General features: G+C 61.7%; 29 protein-coding genes. 8 read left to right on the top strand and 21 right to left on the bottom strand.

What is annotated here, in order from left to right:
* Nucleotides 1-87: 87 nt before the first annotated feature.
* Nucleotides 88-213 (bottom strand): hypothetical protein, encoded by a 126-nt coding sequence (locus ACZM22_RS04565; RefSeq protein ID WP_483268360.1) that lies wholly within the window; start codon nt 211-213, stop codon nt 88-90.
* A 373-nt stretch (nt 214-586) separates the two neighbouring features.
* Here ACZM22_RS04565 and ACZM22_RS04560 point away from each other — a divergent pair, with 373 nt between their 5' ends.
* The 7 genes from ACZM22_RS04560 (at nt 587) to ACZM22_RS04530 (ending at nt 6,101) form a co-directional block, all read left to right on the top strand.
* Nucleotides 587-1,771 carry an aminotransferase-like domain-containing protein gene (locus tag ACZM22_RS04560; protein WP_489543250.1) on the top strand — a complete coding sequence of 395 codons (1,185 nt, stop codon included), beginning with the start codon at nt 587-589 and terminating at the stop codon, nt 1,769-1,771.
* 19 nt (nt 1,772-1,790) lie between these two features.
* Complete coding sequence (locus ACZM22_RS04555) at nt 1,791-2,528, top strand: CpaE/TadZ family protein (protein ID WP_489543249.1); 738 nt, start codon at nt 1,791-1,793, stop codon at nt 2,526-2,528.
* A 74-nt stretch (nt 2,529-2,602) separates the two neighbouring features.
* Entirely contained in the window at nt 2,603-2,812 is a 210-nt protein-coding gene (locus ACZM22_RS04550; protein ID WP_482680409.1) for a 4Fe-4S dicluster domain-containing protein, read from the top strand.
* A 12-nt stretch (nt 2,813-2,824) separates the two neighbouring features.
* Nucleotides 2,825-3,904: a 3-methyl-2-oxobutanoate dehydrogenase subunit VorB gene (vorB, locus tag ACZM22_RS04545; protein WP_489543248.1), complete on the top strand. Its 1,080-nt coding sequence runs from the start codon at nt 2,825-2,827 to the stop codon at nt 3,902-3,904.
* A gap of 1 nt (nt 3,905) precedes the next feature.
* The gene (locus tag ACZM22_RS04540; RefSeq protein ID WP_489543247.1) at nt 3,906-4,652 is read left to right on the top strand and encodes a thiamine pyrophosphate-dependent enzyme; all 747 of its coding nucleotides are present in this window, start codon (nt 3,906-3,908) and stop codon (nt 4,650-4,652) included.
* Between the two features lies 1 nt (nt 4,653).
* Nucleotides 4,654-5,190 (top strand): 2-oxoacid:ferredoxin oxidoreductase subunit gamma family protein, encoded by a 537-nt coding sequence (locus tag ACZM22_RS04535; protein WP_489543246.1) that lies wholly within the window; start codon nt 4,654-4,656, stop codon nt 5,188-5,190.
* Between the two features lie 179 nt (nt 5,191-5,369).
* Complete coding sequence (locus ACZM22_RS04530; RefSeq protein WP_483268547.1) at nt 5,370-6,101, top strand: helix-turn-helix domain-containing protein; 732 nt, start codon at nt 5,370-5,372, stop codon at nt 6,099-6,101.
* A 48-nt stretch (nt 6,102-6,149) separates the two neighbouring features.
* Here ACZM22_RS04530 and sigE read toward each other — a convergent pair whose 3' ends face one another.
* The 5 genes from sigE to ACZM22_RS04505 form a co-directional block, all read right to left on the bottom strand.
* A complete protein-coding gene (gene sigE / locus ACZM22_RS04525) occupies nt 6,150-6,854 on the bottom strand; it encodes an RNA polymerase sporulation sigma factor SigE (RefSeq protein ID WP_489543245.1) in 705 nt (234 codons plus the stop codon).
* Nucleotides 6,796-7,713, bottom strand: coding sequence for a sigma-E processing peptidase SpoIIGA (locus ACZM22_RS04520; protein WP_489543244.1), 918 nt, complete (start codon nt 7,711-7,713; stop codon nt 6,796-6,798). The genes sigE and ACZM22_RS04520 overlap by 59 nt, the downstream gene beginning before the upstream one ends.
* Nucleotides 7,714-7,826: 113 nt before the next feature.
* Nucleotides 7,827-8,117, bottom strand: a complete 291-nt coding sequence (locus tag ACZM22_RS04515; protein WP_489543243.1) for a hypothetical protein — start codon at nt 8,115-8,117, stop codon at nt 7,827-7,829.
* Nucleotides 8,118-8,225: 108 nt separating this feature from the next.
* Nucleotides 8,226-8,411 (bottom strand): DUF951 domain-containing protein, encoded by a 186-nt coding sequence (locus ACZM22_RS04510; RefSeq protein ID WP_489543242.1) that lies wholly within the window; start codon nt 8,409-8,411, stop codon nt 8,226-8,228.
* Between the two features lie 2 nt (nt 8,412-8,413).
* The gene (locus ACZM22_RS04505) at nt 8,414-9,673 is read right to left on the bottom strand and encodes a replication-associated recombination protein A (RefSeq protein WP_489543241.1); all 1,260 of its coding nucleotides are present in this window, start codon (nt 9,671-9,673) and stop codon (nt 8,414-8,416) included.
* Nucleotides 9,674-9,760: 87 nt separating this feature from the next.
* Here ACZM22_RS04505 and ACZM22_RS04500 point away from each other — a divergent pair, with 87 nt between their 5' ends.
* Entirely contained in the window at nt 9,761-10,396 is a 636-nt protein-coding gene (locus tag ACZM22_RS04500; RefSeq protein WP_484438111.1) for an endonuclease III domain-containing protein, read from the top strand.
* 38 nt (nt 10,397-10,434) lie between these two features.
* Here ACZM22_RS04500 and ACZM22_RS04495 read toward each other — a convergent pair whose 3' ends face one another.
* The 15 genes from ACZM22_RS04495 to ACZM22_RS04425 form a co-directional block, all read right to left on the bottom strand.
* A complete protein-coding gene (locus tag ACZM22_RS04495) occupies nt 10,435-11,304 on the bottom strand; it encodes a polyprenyl synthetase family protein (protein WP_484437057.1) in 870 nt (289 codons plus the stop codon).
* 2 nt (nt 11,305-11,306) lie between these two features.
* A complete protein-coding gene (gene xseB, locus ACZM22_RS04490; RefSeq protein WP_483268539.1) occupies nt 11,307-11,537 on the bottom strand; it encodes an exodeoxyribonuclease VII small subunit in 231 nt (76 codons plus the stop codon).
* 1 nt (nt 11,538) lies between these two features.
* Nucleotides 11,539-12,744: an exodeoxyribonuclease VII large subunit gene (gene xseA / locus ACZM22_RS04485; RefSeq protein WP_489543240.1), complete on the bottom strand. Its 1,206-nt coding sequence runs from the start codon at nt 12,742-12,744 to the stop codon at nt 11,539-11,541.
* A 55-nt stretch (nt 12,745-12,799) separates the two neighbouring features.
* A complete protein-coding gene (gene nusB / locus ACZM22_RS04480) occupies nt 12,800-13,249 on the bottom strand; it encodes a transcription antitermination factor NusB (RefSeq protein ID WP_483268537.1) in 450 nt (149 codons plus the stop codon).
* 34 nt (nt 13,250-13,283) lie between these two features.
* Nucleotides 13,284-13,643: an Asp23/Gls24 family envelope stress response protein gene (locus tag ACZM22_RS04475; protein WP_489543239.1), complete on the bottom strand. Its 360-nt coding sequence runs from the start codon at nt 13,641-13,643 to the stop codon at nt 13,284-13,286.
* Between the two features lie 72 nt (nt 13,644-13,715).
* Nucleotides 13,716-14,324, bottom strand: coding sequence for a SpoIIIAH-like family protein (locus tag ACZM22_RS04470; protein WP_483268535.1), 609 nt, complete (start codon nt 14,322-14,324; stop codon nt 13,716-13,718).
* Nucleotides 14,325-14,346: 22 nt separating this feature from the next.
* Complete coding sequence (locus ACZM22_RS04465) at nt 14,347-14,853, bottom strand: stage III sporulation protein AG (protein WP_489543238.1); 507 nt, start codon at nt 14,851-14,853, stop codon at nt 14,347-14,349.
* 3 nt (nt 14,854-14,856) lie between these two features.
* Nucleotides 14,857-15,336, bottom strand: coding sequence for a hypothetical protein (locus ACZM22_RS04460; protein ID WP_483268533.1), 480 nt, complete (start codon nt 15,334-15,336; stop codon nt 14,857-14,859).
* Nucleotides 15,333-16,424, bottom strand: coding sequence for a stage III sporulation protein AE (locus tag ACZM22_RS04455; protein ID WP_489543237.1), 1,092 nt, complete (start codon nt 16,422-16,424; stop codon nt 15,333-15,335). Before ACZM22_RS04455 ends, ACZM22_RS04460 begins: the two co-directional genes overlap by 4 nt.
* On the bottom strand, nt 16,421-16,807 hold the full coding sequence (locus ACZM22_RS04450) for a stage III sporulation AC/AD family protein (protein WP_483268531.1): 387 nt from the start codon (nt 16,805-16,807) through the stop codon (nt 16,421-16,423). Before ACZM22_RS04450 ends, ACZM22_RS04455 begins: the two co-directional genes overlap by 4 nt.
* 3 nt (nt 16,808-16,810) lie before the next feature.
* A complete protein-coding gene (gene spoIIIAC / locus ACZM22_RS04445) occupies nt 16,811-17,005 on the bottom strand; it encodes a stage III sporulation protein AC (protein WP_483268530.1) in 195 nt (64 codons plus the stop codon).
* A gap of 9 nt (nt 17,006-17,014) precedes the next feature.
* Complete coding sequence (locus ACZM22_RS04440; RefSeq protein ID WP_489543236.1) at nt 17,015-17,500, bottom strand: hypothetical protein; 486 nt, start codon at nt 17,498-17,500, stop codon at nt 17,015-17,017.
* Nucleotides 17,497-18,420, bottom strand: a complete 924-nt coding sequence (locus ACZM22_RS04435; protein WP_489543235.1) for a stage III sporulation protein AA — start codon at nt 18,418-18,420, stop codon at nt 17,497-17,499. Before ACZM22_RS04435 ends, ACZM22_RS04440 begins: the two co-directional genes overlap by 4 nt.
* Before the next feature lie 210 nt (nt 18,421-18,630).
* Nucleotides 18,631-18,915 carry a hypothetical protein gene (locus ACZM22_RS04430; protein ID WP_483268527.1) on the bottom strand — a complete coding sequence of 95 codons (285 nt, stop codon included), beginning with the start codon at nt 18,913-18,915 and terminating at the stop codon, nt 18,631-18,633.
* Nucleotides 18,915-19,829, bottom strand: coding sequence for an ABC transporter ATP-binding protein (locus ACZM22_RS04425; RefSeq protein ID WP_489543297.1), 915 nt, complete (start codon nt 19,827-19,829; stop codon nt 18,915-18,917). Before ACZM22_RS04425 ends, ACZM22_RS04430 begins: the two co-directional genes overlap by 1 nt.
* Nucleotides 19,830-19,841 lie beyond the last annotated feature (12 nt).

Here is a 19,841-nt window from a genome sequence, read left to right as displayed (position 1 = left end):
AGGACGGCTGAGCCGTCCTTCCTTTTTTTCTTATGCCCGCCGGATCGCAGCCTCCGTGTGGGTCGGGGACCGCAGTCAGGCCGCGCTTTATTTCCGTGTCCGCTTCTCCTTTTCGCGGCGCAGCTTCTCGTCCACCTTCTTCATCAGCCGCAGGCACAGCGCCGAGCTGGCAGTCAGCAGCGCGATGGCTGCCGCGACTTCTTTCTTCTTCATGATGAAGTGCCTCCTCCCCCGTCTGTTGACCATTTTATTTCTGTTTTTCTCAGGGCCGGACGCCCTGAATACTTTAACAACATAACACACTATACCATTAAAAGTCAATCCTGCTTCTGGTAGTATACAGCGCCGCTTTTCCCCGCATATGGCCTCTTTTCGCCCATTTCAGCGAATCGTTCGTTGAATTAATATTGTGAAATTGACGGTCTGATGGGGTGATTTTTGTTGGGAATGACAAAAATGCGGCTCTCGAATTTTTCTCCGTCTGCCTTTATTTACATTGGCTCCGATTTGTGCTTTAATTTGCTTATGTACACAGTGGAACGTATGTACATGCAGCGAATTTTCATCATTTGAGGAGGAAAGATTCATGGTACAATTTTCGAGCAGAATGGACCTTCTGAAAGGCTCTGAGATCCGCGAGCTGCTGAAGCTGACCGCGCAGCCCGACATCATCTCCTTTGCCGGCGGTATGCCCGCTCCCGAGCTGTTCCCCGTGGAGCAGATGATGGAGGCATCCATCGCTGTTCTGAAGGAAAACGGCCGTGTCGCTCTGCAGTATTCTTCTACGGAAGGCTATCCCCGTCTGCGCGAGCAGATCGCCGAGCGTATGCTGGCCAAGAACAACATCCACACCGATAAGGACCACATTCTGGTGACCTCCGGTTCCCAGCAGGGTCTGGATTTCTCCGGTCGTGTGTTCCTGAACCCCGGCGACGTGGTGCTGCTGGAGAGCCCCTCTTATCTGGGCGCCGTCAACGCCTTCAAGGCCTGCGAGCCCAAGTTCATCGAAGTCCCCACCGATGATGGCGGCATGATCATGTCCGAACTGGAGAAGATCTTGGCCACCACCGAGCGTGTGAAGATGATCTACGTCATCCCCGATTTCCAGAACCCCACCGGCCGTACCTGGGATCTGGATCGCCGTCATCAGTTCATGGACATCGTCAACAAGTACGAGATCCCCGTCATCGAGGATAACCCCTACGGCGAGCTGCGTTTCGAGGGCGAGTATCTGCCCGCTCTGAAGAGCCTGGACACCAAGGGCCTGGTGATCTATCTGGGCACCTTCTCCAAGATCCTGGCTCCCGGCTACCGTCTGGGCTGGGTCTGCGCTTCCGATGAGATTCTGGCCAAGTACAACTTCATGGAGCAGGCCGCCTCCCTGCAGGCCTCTACCATCGGCCAGATGGAGACCTCCAAGTGGATCGACATGTTCGATCTGGACGCCCACGTCAGCACCATCCGCGAGTGCTACAAGAAGCGCCGCGCCGTGATGCTGGAGACTCTGGCCAAGGAGCTGCCTGAGCCCTGCACCTTCACCCGTCCCGAGGGCGGCCTGTTCGCCTGGGTGGTCCTGCCTGAGTACATGGACGCCAAGGCCCTGCAGATGAAGTGTCTGGAAAAGAAGGTCGCCTTCGTCCCCGGCGGTTCCTTCTTCCCCAACGGCGGCCACGAGAACACCCTGCGTCTGAACTACTCCTGCATGCCTGAGGAGAAGATCGTACAGGGCATCACCGCCCTGTGCCAGACCATTCGGGAGAACCTGAAGTAAGCAAGGAGACTCTGCATCCATGAAAGACGTCAAAGTGCTCATCGGCAACTACGGCAGCGGCAAGAGTGAACTGGCCCTGAATTTTGCCATGCAGGCTGCGGCCCGCGGCGATCGGACGGAGCTGCTGGATCTGGATATGGTGAATACCTACTTCCGGCTGACCGAGCGGGGCAAGATGGTGGAACAGAAGGAGATCCGTCTGGTGTCCCCCAACTTCGCCTGCTCCGGTATCGAAACGCTCTCCCTCCCTGCCGAGGTGTCATCCGCCTTTGTACTGGATTGGGATACGGTCATTTTCGATGTGGGCGGCGACGACGTAGGCGCCACGGCGCTGGGCCGCTACCATCAGGATTTTATGGCACTGGAGCCCGGTGCTCTGGAAGTGCTGAACGTTGTGAATATCCGACGGCCTCTTGCCAGCACGGTGGAGAAGATCCACCGGCTGCAGGAGGGCATGCAGGCTCACGCCCGTTTGCAGATCACCGGCATGATCAATAACACCAATCTGGCCACCATGACCAGTGCCGATGATCTGTGGGACGGCTACGATGTCCTGCGTGAGGTGGTGGACCGCACAGGCATCCCCGTGACCTACACCACCGGCAAGAAGGAGTTCCTCGATGCCTTCCTGGCCCGTGATCCGGACCCGAAATATGTGGGAAAGCCCGTTGCCATCGACGTGTATATGCACCGTGACTGGGATTCCTACATCGAGTATGGACTGAATACCAAGAACCCGCACAAGGATATGTATTAACACCGCATACCTCCCCTTTCGGGGGTAGTAGATACATCACAGCATGAGGAAAATGAGGAAAAGAGGTGTAGAGAATGGTAAGAGTTACCATCGACGAAAACCTGTGCAAGGGCTGCGGCCTGTGTGCACGAGCGTGTCCGAAGCATATCATCGAGCTGTCCAAAACCCGCATCAACGCTAAGGGCTATCATCCGGCGGAGGTCATCAACATGGAAGCCTGCATCGGCTGTACTTCCTGTGCGCGTACCTGCCCCGATGTGGTGATCCGAATTGAGAAAGACTAAGGAGGAAAGAACATGGCTTTGACTCTTATGAAGGGAAGCGAAGCTATTGCGGAAGCCGCCATTCGCGCCGGCGCACGCTATTTCTTCGGTTACCCCATCACTCCGCAGACGGAGATCCCTGAATACATGTCCGCCCGTATGCCCGAGATCGGCGGCTGCTTCCTGCAGGCCGAGAGCGAAGTGGCGGCTATCAACATGGTGTACGGCGCAGCCGGCACCGGCGCACGTGTTATCACGTCTTCTTCCAGCCCCGGCGTGTCCCTGAAGCAGGAGGGCATCTCCTACTGCGCAGGCGCCATGGTCCCCGCTGTTATCATCAACGTGATGCGCGGCGGCCCCGGTCTGGGCAACATCCAGGCATCCCAGGGCGACTATTTCCAGGGTGTCAAGGGCGGCGGCAACGGTGACTATCACCTGCTGACCTTCGCTCCCGCTTCCGTGCAGGAGGCCATCGACCTGATGATGATCGCTTACGAGAAGGCCGAGAAGTACCGCATCCCCGTTCTGTTCCTGGCGGACGGCATCATCGCCCAGATGATGGAGCCCGTGGAGCTGCCCGAGATGGTGGACTACAAGGTCGATCCCGAGGAGAAGCCCTGGGCCTGCACAGGCTGGAAGCCCGGCGATGATCCTGCCAAGCGCGGCGTCATCAACTCCATCTACATCGACACCGAGAGCCTGGCCGTCCATAATGACGAGCTGCAGGCTATGTATAAGAGAGTCGTTGAGAACGAGCAGCAGTGGGAATCCTACAACTGCGAGGGTGCTGAGTACATCATCACCGCTTTCGGCACCGTGGCCCGTATCGCCAAGAGCGCTATCGCTGAGCTGAAGGGAAAGGGCATCCATGTCGGTCTGGTCCGTCCCATCACCGTGTGGCCCTTCCCCGCCAAGGCGATGCACGATGCCTGCTGCCAGCCCAGCGTGAAGGCTGTTCTGGACGTGGAGCTGAACGAAGGCCAGATGCTGGAGGACGTCAAGCTGGCCCTCAACGGCGAAAAGCCCGTGGACTTCTTCGGTCACTGCGGCAGCCAGATGCCCTCTACCAGTGAGATCGTTGAGAAGATCCTGAGCATGAAGGAGGGTAAATAAGATGGCTGTACTGTTTGAAAAGACAAAGCTGCTGAGTGACAAGCAGTTCCATTACTGCCCCGGCTGCAACCACGGTATTATTCACCGTCTGGTGGCCGAGGTCATCGATGAGATGCACCTGGATGGCAAGGTCATCGGTGTAGCCCCCGTTGGCTGTTCCGTGTTTGCCTATGACTACTTCAACTGCGACATGTACGAGGCCGCTCATGGCCGCGCTCCCGCAGTGGCCACCGGCGTCAAGCGCTCCGTGGGCAAGGACACTCTGGTGTTCACCTATCAGGGCGACGGCGATCTGGCCTCCATCGGTACCGCCGAGATCGTTCACGCCGCCCACCGCGGTGAGAAGATCACCACCATCTTCGTCAACAACGCTATTTACGGCATGACCGGCGGCCAGATGGCCCCCACCACCCTGATTGGCCAGAAGGCTACTACCTGCCCCACCGGCCGCAGCGAGGAGTGGAGTGGTCTGCCCATCAAGATGTCCGAGATGCTGGCCGCTGTGCCCAGCTCCTACTACATCGAGCGCGTGGCAGTCAACAACACCGCCAATATCGCCAAGGCCAAGAAGGCCATCGCCAAGGCCTTCCGCCTGCAGATGGAGGGTAAGGGCTTCACCATGATCGAGGTCCTGTCCACCTGCCCCACCAACTGGGGCCTGTCTCCTGTGGAGGCTATGGAGTGGCTGGAGAAGAACATGATCCCCTATTACCCGCTGGGCGTTTACAAAGACAAGGAGGCCGAGTAATATGGAAAAAACCTTCATTTTTGCCGGTTTCGGCGGTCAGGGCATGCTCCTGATCGGTAAATTCGTGGCCATGGCCTGCATGCTGGACGGCAAGCACGTCTCCTGGCTGCCTTCCTACGGCCCTGAAATGCGCGGTGGTACCGCCAACTGCTCCGTCATCGTCTCCGATGATCCCGTTGCCTCCCCCCTGGTGGATAAGGCCGACGTCATCGTCGCCATGAACCGTCCTTCTCTGGACAAGTTTGAGGCGCACGTGAAGCCCGGCGGTGTGCTGGTCATCAACAGCAGCATCATCGACCGCAAGGCCGTCCGCGACGACATCACCGTGGTGTACTGCGACGCTAACGGCATCGCCGAGTCCATCGGTAACCCCAAGGGCGCCAACGTGGCTATCCTGGGTGCTGTTCTGGCTGTAGCTCCCGTCACCACCGTGGAGAGCATGATGGAAGCCATCCGTATCGAGCTGGGTGAGAAGAAAGCCCGCTTCCTGGATGGCAACAAAAAGGCTCTGCTGGCCGGTATGGAGGCCGCCAAGTAAGGTCACTCCCCGACATAGGCAAAAAGGCCCATCCGCAAGGATGGGTCTTTTTTGTCATTCTTCAACATGCCGTTTATTGCAGGGAAATCAGGCGGAAAATTTGTTTCATATTCCGAAACTAATAGTTGACTTCCTACCAAATGTTTGGTATGATTGTGCTGTCGCAGGAGGTGACGCAAATGAGTTCTTTTTCCTATTTCGTGGGGCAGCGTATCAAAAAATACCGGAAGAGCCGCGGCTATACCATTGAGCAGTTCTCTGCCATGATCAACAAGAGCAAGGCCACGCTGTCCAAGTACGAAAACGGCGCCATTACCATCGACATCGAGACGCTGTACGACATCGCCCAGGCCCTGGACATCGACCTGAAGTGCTTCATCGACTACCAGCCTCCGGTATTCCATCAGGATGCGGCGCTGCCCAAGAACAACTACTTCAACCAGTCCCTGGCGTATATGTACTACTACGACGGCCGTGTGCGCCAGATGGTGCGCTCCCTGCTGCGGTTCTCCCGTGCCGCCGACCGCGAGGGCATTGAGGTCACGCTGTATCTGGGGGTCACGTCCTTCTCCGATCCGGATCGATGCCAGCACCTGTTCACCGGTGAGATGAAAGCCTATGACACCATCACCCATATGGTACTGACCAACCAGATCAACGAGGCGGAGAAGATGTACATCTGCATGCTGAACCCCATGTCCAACCGCACGCCGGCCATCGGCCTGCTGTCCGGTATCGGCTCCACCCCCTTCTTCGCCCCCATCGCTCTGAAGGCCCTGATCTCCAAGGAGCCGCTGGACGAGACAGAGCGCCTGCTGAACACCATTAAGCTGGACAAGGACGACTACCACCTGTTGCGGTACTACAACATGATGGTCATCAACCGCCCCGCCTCCCTGTTTTTGCAATAAATATTGACGGTCAACGCCTGTGAAGGAGATTTCCTTCACAGGCGTTTTTCAGCTCATGCGCAGAATTTCCCGCCTGAGCCGCAGGATGATACGCTTTTCAAGCCGCGAGATGTAGGACTGGGAGATGCCCAGCCGGTCCGCCACCTCCTTCTGGGTCAGCTCCTTGCTGCCGCCCAGTCCGAATCGCATGGTGATGATATCCCGCTCCCGTGGGTTCAGCTTGGCCACGGCGTCCGCCAGCATCTGGCGGTCCACGTCGGCCTCGATGGGCCGCATCACTACATCGCTGTCCGTGCCCAGCACATCGCTGAGCAGCAGCTCCTTGCCGTCCCAGTCGGTGCTCAGCGGCTCGTCGAAGCTGACCTCCACGCGGCTGCCGTTATTCTTCCGCAGATACATCAGGATCTCGTTCTCGATGCAGCGGGAAGCGTAGGTGGCCAGCTTGATGTTCTTGTCGGTACGGAAGGTATTGATGGCTTTGATGAGCCCGATGGTGCCAATGGAGATCAGGTCCTCGATGTTGATGCCAGTGTTCTCGAACCGGCGGGCAATATAGACCACCAGCCGCAGATTCCGCTCGATGAGGGTCTGCCGCACCGGCAGCTCCCCCTGATCCAGGCGAGCCAGAAGCTCCGCCTCCTGATCCCGCGGCAGCGGCGGCGGCAGAGTATCGCTGCCGCCAATGTACATGATCTTATCCGGCCTGCGTCGTCTCCGCAGAAACGTCAGCAGCCGCAGCAGCAGCTTCCGCATCCGCCATCACCTCCTCCCCATCCGGATCTCCCCACAGGGCGTGGCACCCGCCGTCGCTGATGGGGTGCTCCGTCAGCGCCACCGGTGTCCGTGGGTAGCGCCGCCCATTGATCTCTATGTAGTCGCTGCGGGCCGCCAGCAGCAGACCCGATGGCACACCCACGCTGCGGAACGGCAGCAGGGTGAACGTCACAGTCGCCCCCAGCCGGTGCAGCCGCGCCATTTTCTCCTCCGGCGGCAGCGGCGATGCCAGCACTGCCGCCACGTCCGGCGGCCACAGATCCTCCGCTGCCTCCCGCTCCAGCACTAACGCCGGGCGGCCCGACACAGGGTCCCGCAGTGTGTTTCCGGTGTCATGCAGCGCCGTGACGGTCTGCTTTCGTCCGCAGACAGATATGGTGACCTTCAATCGTTCTCCTCCTCCATGGCGTGCCCCTTGCCCCAGCAGCAGACGCAGCAGCAAATAGAAGCAAAGTGCAGCGCCCAGCAGCAGCGGCCAGTTCATCTCGCCCCGATAGATGCGGTGCAGCAGTGCCGTGGGTGATCCGGCCCACAGTCCCAGCGCCAGTACGAAGCCCGCCAGTCCGCCGGACAGCAGCAAAAACAGCAGTGCCGGCCGCCGCCGTCCCCGAAAAGCGCATAGGGCCATGGCCCCACCCGCCGCCAGCTGGCACAGCGGGCCGCGCAGAAAACCGCAGCCCGGCAGGAACGTGGCCACCGCGTACAGACCGCCTCCGGCGGCGCACAGCAGCAGGCGCAGGCGGCTGAGCGTCCTGCCGGATAGCTGCGCCGCCGACAGCAGCAGCAGATAGTCGACCAGCAGGTTCAGCAGGAACACCCGATCCAGATACACCACCATCTCGCCTCACCTCGCCCGTCCATTATAGAACGCGGCGGCAAAGAAAACCGTCAAAAAAAGAAACCGCACGGAAAAGGAGAAACCTTTCCGTGCGGTATGTATCTGCGGGGGCATTACGCTTCAAAATCAAAGATGGCCTTCTGCGCCAGCAGCGGGCCGAACTCCTCCTTCCAGAGGTGGTGCATAGCCGATGCGTCGTACACCGGCAGCGCTTCCGGCGCCATATCCAGTACGATCAGCACATCGTACCGGTTGTCCCGCGCCACGCAGTTGGGATAGACCGACGCACCGCTGACGCCCTCCAGCTCCGAGGCGGCGCTGAAGATCTGGCGGATGCGGGGCAGCAGTTCCTGTCGGCGAGGATAGACCTCCGGCCGGTATTTGGCAAGGATACAGTGTTTCATAGCCGCCTCACATACCCAGATAGGGCACTACCAGCGACACCAGCATGACGAAAGCCAGAAGCAGCGCGATGCCCATGGCAACGTAGCGTGTCCATTTCGGTCTCATGTTCATTCCTCCTTCGGTACGATGCGCCTGATCATCTTCTCCACCTTGCGGCGCGGCTGCATCACCTCATGCCCGCAGCCCAGACAGCGCAGCTTGATATCCATTCCCACCCGCAGCACCTGCCAGCGGCGGCTGCCGCAAGGGTGGTCTTTTTTCAGTTCCAGTATGTCATTCAGGTGCAGTTCCATGGTCACGTCCCCTTGATGTCGTCCCAATAGCGCTTAGCCGCCTGTTCCGTCTTGTTGGGCCCGTACTCATAATATGTCTTATCGCCCATCACCTCCGGCAAGTATCTTTGCTTTACATAGTGATTTGGATAATTGTGCGGGTACTTGTAGGCGTCGGGCCTGGCAGAGCCGGCACTGTCGGCGTGAACGTTCTTCAGATGCCGCGGGATCTCCCCCACCGCGCCGTTCTGGATGTCCGCCATAGCGGCGATGATGGCATTGTGGGCACTGTTGGACTTGGGTGCAGTGGCCAGCAGCACAGCGGCCTCCGCCAGCGGCAGCCGCGCCTCCGGCAGTCCCAGCTGCAGCGCCGCATCCACGCAGGCCTTCGTCACCACAATGCCCTGGGGGTAGGCCAGGCCGATATCCTCTGCCGCGATGACCAACAGCCGACGACAGGGCGACAGCAGATCCCCCGCCACCAGCAGCCGTCCCAGATAGTACACCGCCGCGTCAGGGTCGGAGCCGCGGATGGACTTTTGCAGCGCCGACAACAGGTCGTAGTGGTCATCTCCTTCCCTGTCGTAGCGCATAGCGCTGCGCTGGCTGAGTTGTAAAGCATCATCCCTTGTCACATACAGTCCACCGTCGACAGTCCGCGCTCCTCGGTACAGCAACTCCACGGCATTGATGGCCTTGCGCACGTCGCCGCCGCAGCCGCTGGCCACGGTGCGGGGCACGGTGTCCTCCCACGTAAATGGCAGCGGGCTCCGCTCCTGCTCGATGCGCAGTGCCCGCTCCACGGCGGGAATGGTCTCCTCCACCGCCAGGGGCTTGAACTCGAACACGGTGCTTCGGGACAGCAGGGCGTTGTAAATGTAGAAATACGGATTCTCCGTGGTAGAGGCGATCATGGTGATCTTACCGTTCTCCAGGAATTCCAGCAAACTCTGCTGCTGCTTCTTATTGAAGTACTGGATCTCGTCCAGATACAGCAGCACGCCGTTAGGCGCCATCATGGTACCCACATCGCCGATGACGTTTTTCACATCCTGCAGCGACGCGGTGGTGGCGTTCAGGTAGTACAGGGTCTTTTTCGCCTGCTTGGCGATGATGTTGGCCACAGTGGTCTTGCCGGTGCCGGAAGGGCCGTAAAAGATCAGGTTGGTGTCGGTACCGTTCTCGATGAGACGGCGCAGCAGAGCCCCCTGCCCCAGCAGGTGCTTCTGCCCCGCCACCTCGTCCAGCGTCTGGGGCCGTATTTCGTCTGCCAGCGGGCGCATGGGCCGCACCTCCTTTCCGTCCGGACATTATAACATGGATTGCCTTTTTCTGCAACCGCTGTTATAATATCAGGCGAGGTGAAGCCCATGAAAACCACACAGGAGATCGCCGCTATCATCGCGGCACTGAAGGAGCTGTACCCCGATGCAGCCTGTTCGCTGGATTACGGCAAGGACTATGAGCTGCTGTTTTCCGTGCGGCTGGCAGCCCAGTGTACCGATGCCCGGGTAAATCTGGTAACGCCGGCGCTGTTCCAGCGCTATCCCACGCTGGAGGCGTTCGCTGATGCCGATGTGGACGAGGTAGGCCGCTGCGTCCAGTCCTGCGGCTTCTGGCGGGCCAAGGCGCGGGACATCGTGGCCGCCGCCCAGCAGCTGCTGGCGCGGTTCGGCGGAAAGGTCCCCGACAATATGGAGGACTTGCTGACGCTGCCCGGCGTGGGCCGCAAGACGGCCAACCTGATTCTGGGCGACATCTACGGCCAGGAGGGCTACGTCTGCGACACCCACTGCATCCGCATCACCGGACGGCTGGGCATCACCGACGGCAGCAAGGACCCCCTGAAGGTAGAGCAGCAGCTACGGAAGGTCATCCCGCCAGAGGAGTCCAACAACTTCTGCCACCGCATGGTGCTCCACGGCCGCGCCCTGTGCATGGCCCGTGGTCCCCTATGCAGCGAATGCCCTTTACAGTCGTTGTGCGACTACGGGAAAGAGCAATAAAAGAATACCCGCACCGTGGTGCGGGTATTCTTTTATTCTCACTTCCTGCGGCCCACCATTCGGTCCGCCAGCTCCCAGAGGAAACCATGGTCCGGCCATCCGGCCACCGCTGCCTTGGCCGTCTCGGTGCAGGCGGCCACCTCCTGGCGGCAGGCGTCCATGCCGATCACATCCACGAAGGTCACCTTGCCCTCCTGAACATCGGAACCGATAGGCTTGCCGAACACGGCCTGGTCCCCCTCCACATCCAGCATGTCGTCGCGGATCTGGAAGCCCCTGCCGATGGCATCGGCGTACACCAGCGCTTGAGCGCGCATGGTGGCAGGCATTTCCGAGGCAATACAGCCCAGCTCCGCCGCCGCGGAGATCATCACGCCGGTCTTGAGCCGGTTCAGCACCGTCAGCCCTGCCGCATCGCGGACATCGTAGACGGTGTCCAGCACCTGACCGCCCACCATGCCATCGGCGCCGCAGGCGCGGGCCAGTGTGCGGACAGCCTCCAGCCGGTTCTCCGCCGGCAGGCAGGGTGCTTCCGCCATCAGGCGGAACGCCTCGGGCTGCATAGCATCGCCGGCCAGCACCGCCAGCGTCTCGCCGTACACCTTGTGGTTGGTGGGCTTTCCGCGGCGCAGATCATCGTTGTCCATGCAGGGCAGGTCATCGTGGATCAGGGAGTAGTTGTGTACCAGCTCCAGCGCACAGCCGTAGGGCAGCGCCAGATGCCAATCGATGCCGCCCAGGCGGGCAAACTCCAGCGTCAGCACCGGCCGGATGCGCTTGCCGCCGGCCAGCAGGCTGTACCGGATGGCCTCGTACAGCTTCTTGTAGGGGGTCTCGGCGGTGAACAAACCGGCCAGATAGCCTTCGATGCCCTGCTGATACGCCGCGTACTGTGTCTCGTAGCTCATGGTCATTCCTCCGCGAGAAAATCGCTCTCCAGCGGCGCGCCATCAGGGCCCTTCATCAGCTTGACCACCTTCTGCTCCGCGCTGTCCAGTTCCTTGCGGCACTGAGCCGCCAGCTTCGTGCCCTCTTCGAACAGCGCCAGGCTGTCCGTCAGCTGGGCGTCTCCCTTCTCCAGCAGCGTCACGATCTGCTCCAGACGGGCCATATTCTCCTCAAACGTCTTTTTTGCGGCCATGTCAGTCCTCCTTGTCCACAACGTCACATTGTAAGCTCCCCTGGGCCAGCCGGACGCGGATGTGCTCCCCCACCGCCACATCGGCGGTGCTTTTCAGCACCGTGCCCTCTCCGTTCTGGGCCACGGCGTAGCCCCGGGCCAGCACCTTCAGGGGGCTCAGGGCGTCCAGTGCGGCGGCAGCCGCCGCGAACCGGCGGTTCTCCCCTGCCACGCAGTCCCTTTCCGCGGCGGCCAGCCGGTGGACCACATGGTCCAGATATAGCCGCCGGTCCGCCAGAAAGGCGGTGGGATCCGTCAGTACCCGCTTCTTCTCAAAGTCCGCCAACCGCTCCTCCTGCCGGTGCAGGCCGTGAAGCAGGCTCTGGGCCATACGTTCCCGGCTTCCCTGCAAGGTCCGCAGCAGTTCCGCCATGTCCGGTACGGCGATTTCCGCCGCATTGGACGGCGTAGATGCCCGCCGGTCGGCCACAAAGTCGCTGATGGCCACGTCCGGCTCATGCCCCACGGCGGAGATGACAGGGATCTCCGAGTCATAGATGGCCCTGGCCACCCGCTCATCGTTGAAGGCCCACAGGTCCTCCAGCGAGCCTCCGCCGCGGCCGGTGATGAGCACATCCGCCAGGTGGTAGCGGTTTGCATAGCGGATGGCGCCCACGATCTCCGGCGGTGCCTCCACTCCCTGTACCCGCACTGGCAGCAGCAGCACCTTGGCGATGGGATACCGGCGGCGCAGGATACGGATCATGTCGTGTACCGCCGCGCCCGCCGACGAAGTAACAATGGCGATGCGCTGGGGATAGCGGGGCAGCGGCTTCTTGTGGGCAGGGTCGAACAGCCCCTCCCGATACAGCTTATCCTTTAGCTGCTCAAAAGCTACGTACAGGTCGCCCACACCATCGGCGGACAGTCCGCTGCAATACAGCTGGTACGCGCCGTCCCGCGGGTAGACACTGATACGGCCGGAGGCGATGACCTGCATGCCGTTCTCCGGCCGGAACCGCAGCTTGGCGGCGGAGCCCTTGAACATCACGCAGCGCAGAGCGCTCTGGCTGTCCTTCAGCGTGAAGTAGTGGTGCCCCGAGGGGTACACCTTGTAGTTGGAGATCTCTCCCTTCAGCAGCAGGTCGCCAAAGGCGGGGACGGACTCCACCAACTCCTTAACGCAGTTATTCAGTTCGGTGACGGTAAACACATGCCGTTCGTCCATGCCGCCCTCCTCGCTCCATGCGGAAAAGGCAGAGCGCAAGCTCTGCCTTCCTGACTCATTCCTTCAGCTCGCCCCGGGCGAAGCTGCCCAGGATGCCGTTGATAAATTTCACCACTTCCGGCGATTCGTAATGCTTGGCAATCTCCACCGCCTCGTTGATGGCGACACCGGCGGGAATGTCCGCCATGTACAGCATCTCGTACATGGCCACCCGCATGATGGCGGAGGCCACCAGGGAGATTCGCTCGAACCGCCAGCCCTTGGCATATTTTTCGATGTCCGCGTCCAGCTCCGCCGCGTGCTCCGCCACGCCGGAGACGAGACGGCGGATATACTCCTCCTGCTTGGCGTTGGGGCGCTCCTCATAGACGGGATGCTCCGGTGCCAGCGCAGCGAAGCTCTCCCCGCTCAGCTGCAGGTCCAGAAACTCCTCCACAGGCAGGTCATTGAAGCTCAGTTCATAGGCGAGATGTGTGGCGATCTCGCGGGCCGTATTGCGTGTCATAAACGTGTACCTTTTCTCTCTCAGTTCGTTTGGTTCAGTTGAAGCTGATGCCGCCCACGTGGACATTGACCGCCGCCACCCGGAAGCCGGTCATACCTTCCAGTGCGGTACGCACCATCTGCTGCACCTTCTTGGCCACGTCGCCGATGGCGCTGCCGTAGCGCACCACGATGAACAGGTTCACCGCGATGGCCTCTCCATCCATCTCCACACGGACGCCCTTGGCGGACATCTTCTTGCCGCCCATCAGATCGGACACATTGGCGCTCATCATGGCGCTGACACCCTCCACCTCAGACGCAGTGGTGGATGCGATAGAGGCCACGACGTCCTCCGAGATCTGGATGGCGCCGTCCTCCTCCTGATGGATCATGTATTCCTTATTTTCAGCCATGTTGCGTTATCTCCTTGTGCTGTCTTTCGTGATTCAGTTCAGTATACCATTTTTTGTGCCGAAATACAACACCTATTTTGCGTCCTCTGCCTGCGTCTCCTCCGCAGCGGCGGTAGGTACCTCCGCCTCCTGGGGATTGCCGGTCTGTGCCGTGGCTCCCGCCTCCATGATGCGGATCTGATCCGGCGTATAGCTGGTCTCGCTGACCACGATGTCCTTGATGCGGGCCACATCCACGGTATCCAGCCCGTCGGGATCGGACACCACCACGCTGATGGCATCGTCGCCCATGAATGCCACGCAGTCGGCATAGCCCTTGGCCACCACCAGGCTCTCGATCTGGGACTCCGCCACGGTATAGGCCGCCAACACCTGCATCGTCTGGGACGCTTCGTTCAGCACGTCCTCCGTGGCGTTTTCGTCCACCTGCGCCTCCTGCAGCATGCTGATGGCGGTGTCACGTGCCTGCTTTCGGCTGAGCCGCGCCGTGGCGAAGTAGTCGTCACCGGCGGCAGTCACCTCTGCGTCCGTGGTCTCGCCGTTCACCAGTGCTGACTGGCCCAGCACTTTTTTGCCGCTGTCCTCCACGGTTCCGGCATAACGCCAGTTGAGATACACCGAGGTGCCCACCAGCATCAGTACCGCCGCCACCACTGCGCGCCGCTTCCATACCTGTTTCATGCTCCAACTCCTCCTCATTTTTCTATGACTTCCACTTGACCACCGAGATCTTGTCGCTGCTGAGCCCCGTCAGCACAGACACCGCGTTCACCACCGCCAGCCGCACGGGGCTGCTGCCGGCTCCCTCGCAGACCACCACCGCCCCCTGATAGGTGGGATAGAGCTGCTGGGTCACCACCACCTCCTGCCGTCCGCTGCCGCGATTGACGGTGAGCACCTGCTTTTCCTGCTTAGTTTGGCCGCCGGTGCTGTCGGAGATGGTGCTGTCCTCCGCCAGACGCAGGGTGGAGCCGGAACGCAGCGTCAGCATGATGCGCACGCGGCCCACGCCGTTGATGGTACCCAGCACCTCCGCCATGCGCTTCTCCGTCTCCTCCAGCGAGAAGCTCTCCGCCGCCTCGCTGCTGTCACCCCCGCTGTCCGCCTTGCTGCCGCCGGTGGGCAGCAGCATCAGTACCATCCCCGCCAGCACGATCAGCGCCGCATATCGGTACTTCTTCAGCAGTCCCGTCCATTTCTCCAGCTTCATATGTCACCTCTCCCCAGCCGCCTGCCAGACCTGTGCCTCCTTGCCGATACCCAGATCGGCGGCAATGCAGGCGGCCAGCGTCTCGTTTCTCTCCACGTCCAGAGTCACCGCGCAGGGGTAGGGCACGCCGGAGCGCAGCTCCGTCTCCACTACGGCGTGGCAATTCACCCCCAGCGCCGCGCCTTTGTCCGATATATATGCGGCGGTCTCCCGCTCTATGATAGCTGCCAGCTCCGCCGTGTCCGCCGCGCGGTACTGCTCCGTCAACTCCCGGATCTCCCGGGCGTAGTCGTCGTAGGATACGGCAAAGCCTTCCAGGTCCAGCTCCGTCAACGGCCGCAGGATCACCAGCATCAGCACCACGCCGCCCGCGGTGCGGACGATGGGCCGCAGCCGCCCCTTGGGCAGCAGGGCGTACAGGATGGACAGCACCAGTCCGGCTGCAATGATGGACAGCAGCCATGTCCGCAGCGCCCCGATCATGCCGTTACCGCCGACACGGCGGAGGTGATGGAGATGAGCAGCAGCAGTGCGCAGCTGCCGGTCATGCCCAGCATCAGGCCGAAGGCCGTGCCCAGTGCGTTGATAAGCTCCGCCAGAGCCCCCTGCGTCACGCTGCCCGCCAGAAACGCCGTCAGCTTGTACAGCAGATACTGCACCGCCATGTTCAGAAACGGCGTCAGACAGATGGCCAGCACCGCCAGCATCCCAAAGATACCCACGGCGTTTTTCAGCACCCCCGCCCCCGCCAGCACCGTCCCCGTGGCCTCGGAGATGATGGAGCCCACCACCGGCACCGCCGTGGCGATGGCACTGCGGGTCATCTGCACCGTCATGGCGTCCGCCGCGCCGGCGGCCGCGCCGGTCAGCGTCAGGAAACCGGTAAACACCACCATGGTGGCCGTCAGTGCCCAGGTCACGGCCTTGCTGATGCCCGCGCCAATTTTTTTCAGGCCGTGATCCGGCGCCATGGTGTCGGCGGCGGCCGCCGTGATACAGCAATACAGCAGCGGCAGCAGCAGCTTCCGGATCACGCTGAGCAGCAGGTTGGCAAAAAACACCGTAGCCACCTGTCGTGTCCCCGCTGTGATGGCTCCGCCGCTGGCGGCCGCAGCCGCCGACAGTGTGGGCAGCAGTGCCTTGGCAAACACGTCCAGCTCCTCCATGGTCTCCGCCCCCAGTCCCATCATCTGCTGCAGGTCCCCCGCAGCAGTGAGCGTGATGGCCAGAGCCCCCGCCATGGGCACGAACCGCGGCACCGATGGCTGCTCCGCCGCCGTGAAGAAGCTCTCCGCCACGCCGCACAGCAGTACCACGCCCAGCAGCAGCGCCGCGCCGGACGCCTTTTCCCGCAGAGCCTCTCCCAGTTGCTGCTGGGTGTCGTGCCACAGGCGGGCCAGCCCCTCCGACCACGTGGTGTGGTCCGGTGTCTCATCCAGGCCCTCCAGATGTGCCGCAGCCTCCGGCGGCAGCGCCTCCGTCACGCTGTCAGGGATGACGGACGCCTGTGCCGGCGTCACCAGCAGCCACAGCAGCGCCGCCGCGGCCATCCATACCTTCACTCCCCTCATAGCAGCCCCCTCAGCATGTCCCACGCCGCCTGAAACAGCGGCAGCGACACCAGAATGGCCGTGACAGCCCCCGCTGTCTCCACCAGTGATGCCATGGCGCTCTCCCCCGCGTCGCGGCACAGGTCGGAGCCTGTCCGACTCACCAGCGCAATACCCACCGTTTTTACCAGCGGCAGAAACAGATCCGTGGGCAGCCCGCCCCAGTCGAGCAGCTGGGTAAACAGGTCCCGCACCTGCCCCAGCGGCTCCGCCAGCAACAGCAGCGCCGCACCGCACACCGCCACCGCCAGCAGCAGCGCAATGTCGGGGTTTGTCCGCTTCAGCAGCACCGCCAGCAGCGCGCCGGTGAGACACAGCGCGCAAAGTCGGATCACCGTCTCCATGGCTCACAGGGAGAACAGCGTCTTGACCAGATCGAACAGGTCGCTGATCTGCTGCACCAGCATCATCAGCACCACGATCAGCCCCGCCAGCGTGGTCATCATGGCCTGCTCCTCCCGTCCGCTGCGGACCAGCAGCAGGTTCAGCACCGCCACCAGTATCCCGATGGCCGCAATTTTGAAAATCAGATCAACGTCCATGTACTACCCTCAAATCAGTAAGATCACCAGCAGCCCCGCAGCGGACAGTGCCAGTGCCCCCGCCACTCTGCGGTCCTGTGCATCCTCCCGCGCCCACCGCGCCGCCAGCGTTGTCAGCGCCTGCCGCGCGTCCTCCAGCTGTGTCAGCAGCCGCGTCTCATCTCCGCCCAGCTCCATGCGCCGCAGCACCTCCGCCGTCTCCGCATCCGGAATCCGTGAAAATGTCCTGTTCCACGCTATCTGTAAAGGCATATCGCTTTGCAGCATTTCCCGCACCGCGTCGAAGTACGTCCCGCACACGGGCCGCTGTGCCAGCTGTGCCAGCAGCTGCGGCATGGGCCGCCTTTGCCAGCGGATGCCCGTCTCCATGGCGCTCAGCGCCTGGGCCATTGCCTGGGCCAGTGTCAGGCGCTGCCGCTGCCGCCTGCGTCTTGCTGCGCAGCACCAGACCGCACCGGCCACGATCAGCGCTGCCCCTGCCAGCTTGGCCGTCACAGCGCCTCCACCCGATAGACGCGGTGTCCATCCTCTACGGTGATGGTCACTATCCTTTGGAATACCCGCATCTCCAGCAGTCGGGCAAACAGCGGCTTCCGCGCCAGCTCCTCCCTGTTCACGGCATGGATGGTGGCCAGCAGCGCCACGCCGCAGTGTGCGGCGGACAGCATGGCCCGTAGGTCCTCCTCTGCGGTGATTTCATCCACCGCGATGACCTGTGGGTTGGCAGACCGCAGCAGCATGGTGATGCCCAGCGCCTTGGGACACCCGTCCAGCACGTCGGTGTGGGCCCCCACCTCCAGCTGCGGCACGCCGCGGTACATGGCCGCCAGCTCGCCCCGCTCGTCCACGATACCCACGCGGCAGGCGGGGCGCTGCTCGTCCCCGTCGGACAGCGCACAGATCATGTCCCGCAGCAGAGTGGTCTTGCCCACCCCCGGCGGCGCCAGCAGCAGCGTACTGGGGAAGCCCTCCGGCTCCCACAGCTCTCGCAGCAGCGGCTCTGCCAATCCCCGCACCTGACGGCTGATACGAACGGCTACGGAGGAGATGTCCCGCAGGTTGGTGTTGGCCCCGTCCCGCAGGACGGCGGTGCCGCAGACGCCTACCCGAAAGCCGCCACGGCCGATGAGATACCCCTTGCTCAGCGTCTCCGACACAGCGTAGCGGGAGTATCCCGTCACCATGTCGCACAGCTGCTCCAAGTCGGACTGCGTCACCAGTGCCCTCGGCAGCTCATCGCTGACAAGTATCTCCCCTTCACACGTCAGCACCGTCATAGGCCGTCCCGTCCGCAGGCGGAATTCCTCCGCCTGCGCCTTCCTCCAGTCCGGCAGCCGCCGCGCCGCCTGCTGCCACCGCACCGGCAGCAGCTCCAGCGCCTGTTCATAGCGTGCTATGGCATAGCTCAATTCCATGCTCCGCTCCCCTTCCTGTGTGATATTCACTTGTATGACGGCTCGTCCCCAAATATGCCGCGATACGAAAAAAGCCCACCTTCCGGCAGGCAAAGCTCCCGTATGCTCAACTCCACGTTCCAAAACATCCTCCACGAATCACCTTCCTCCGGACTGCCGCCGCCACGGTGCAAAAAAGAACACAGCGGTCAATGCCGCTGTGTTCTTTCTTCAGTGATTCCAAATGAGCTGCATGACCAGAATCGCCACGGCGCCGGCGGCGATGAACACGCCGGCGATGAGCATGGCCGCCTTCAGCGCACCGCCCATGGCGGCGCGGCGCTGCTCCGGCGTAAACTGCTCCTGGGACTCCCAGGGCCGGTCATCGGCGGGCGACGGCTCCTGCGGTGTCGCCTTCTTAGGCATGCGCGGGAACAGCATGGGCGACGGCCCTACGCCGCTCATATCGGCGATGGTTCGCCCATCGTCGTCCTGATAGGTTCGCTTCTTCGCCATTACTTATCGTACAGATGGCACGCCACAAAGTGGCCCGGCTCCAGCTCGCGCTGGACAGGAGCTTCCTCCTTGCAGCAGGCCATGCAGTTGGCGCAGCGGGTGTGGAACTTGCAGCCCTTGGGCGGGTTGGCGGGAGACGGGATGCTGCCCTCCAGCACGATACGGTTCATCTTCACCGTGGGATCGGGGATGGGGATGGCGGAGAACAGGGCTTTGGTGTAGGGGTGCAGCGGGTTGCGGAAGATATCCTCCGTGGCGCCATACTCCACCAGATTGCCCAGATACATGACGCCCACCGTGTCGGAGATGTGCTCCACCACGGACAGATCATGGCTGATGAACAGGTACGTTAGGTTGTACTTCTTCTGGATCTCCTTGAGCAGGTTGATGATCTGCGCCTGAATGGACACGTCCAGTGCGGACACCGGCTCGTCACAGACAATAAACTCGGGATTCAGCGCCAGAGCACGGGCAATGCAGATACGCTGCCGCTGGCCGCCGGAGAACTCATGGGGATAGCGGCCCTTGTGGAAGGGCTGCAAGCCGCAGTTGTCCATGACCTTGTCAATATAGTCGTCGAACTCCTCCTTGGGCACCAGATTGTGCTCCCGCACCGCCTCGCCGATGATCTCGCCCACCGGCATACGGGGGGACAGCGAGGAGAACGGGTCCTGGAAGATGATCTGCATCTTGGTGCGCATGGCGCGCATCTCCTTGGCGGACAGGTCGTAGATCTCCTGCCCGTTGAACAGCACCTGACCGGAGGTCTTTTCGTCGTACAGCCGGAGGATGGTGCGGCCGGTGGTGGTTTTGCCGCAGCCCGACTCGCCCACCAGACCCATGGTGGTGCCGCGCTTGAGGTTGAACGTCACGCCGTCCACAGCCTTGACGTAGCCCACAGTCTTGGACACCATGCCGCCCTTGAT

The sequence above is a fragment of the Vescimonas sp. genome, assembly GCF_057856985.1.
The sequence above is the reverse complement of the archived record's forward strand: the minus strand, read 5'-3'. Positions and strand labels throughout refer to the sequence as shown.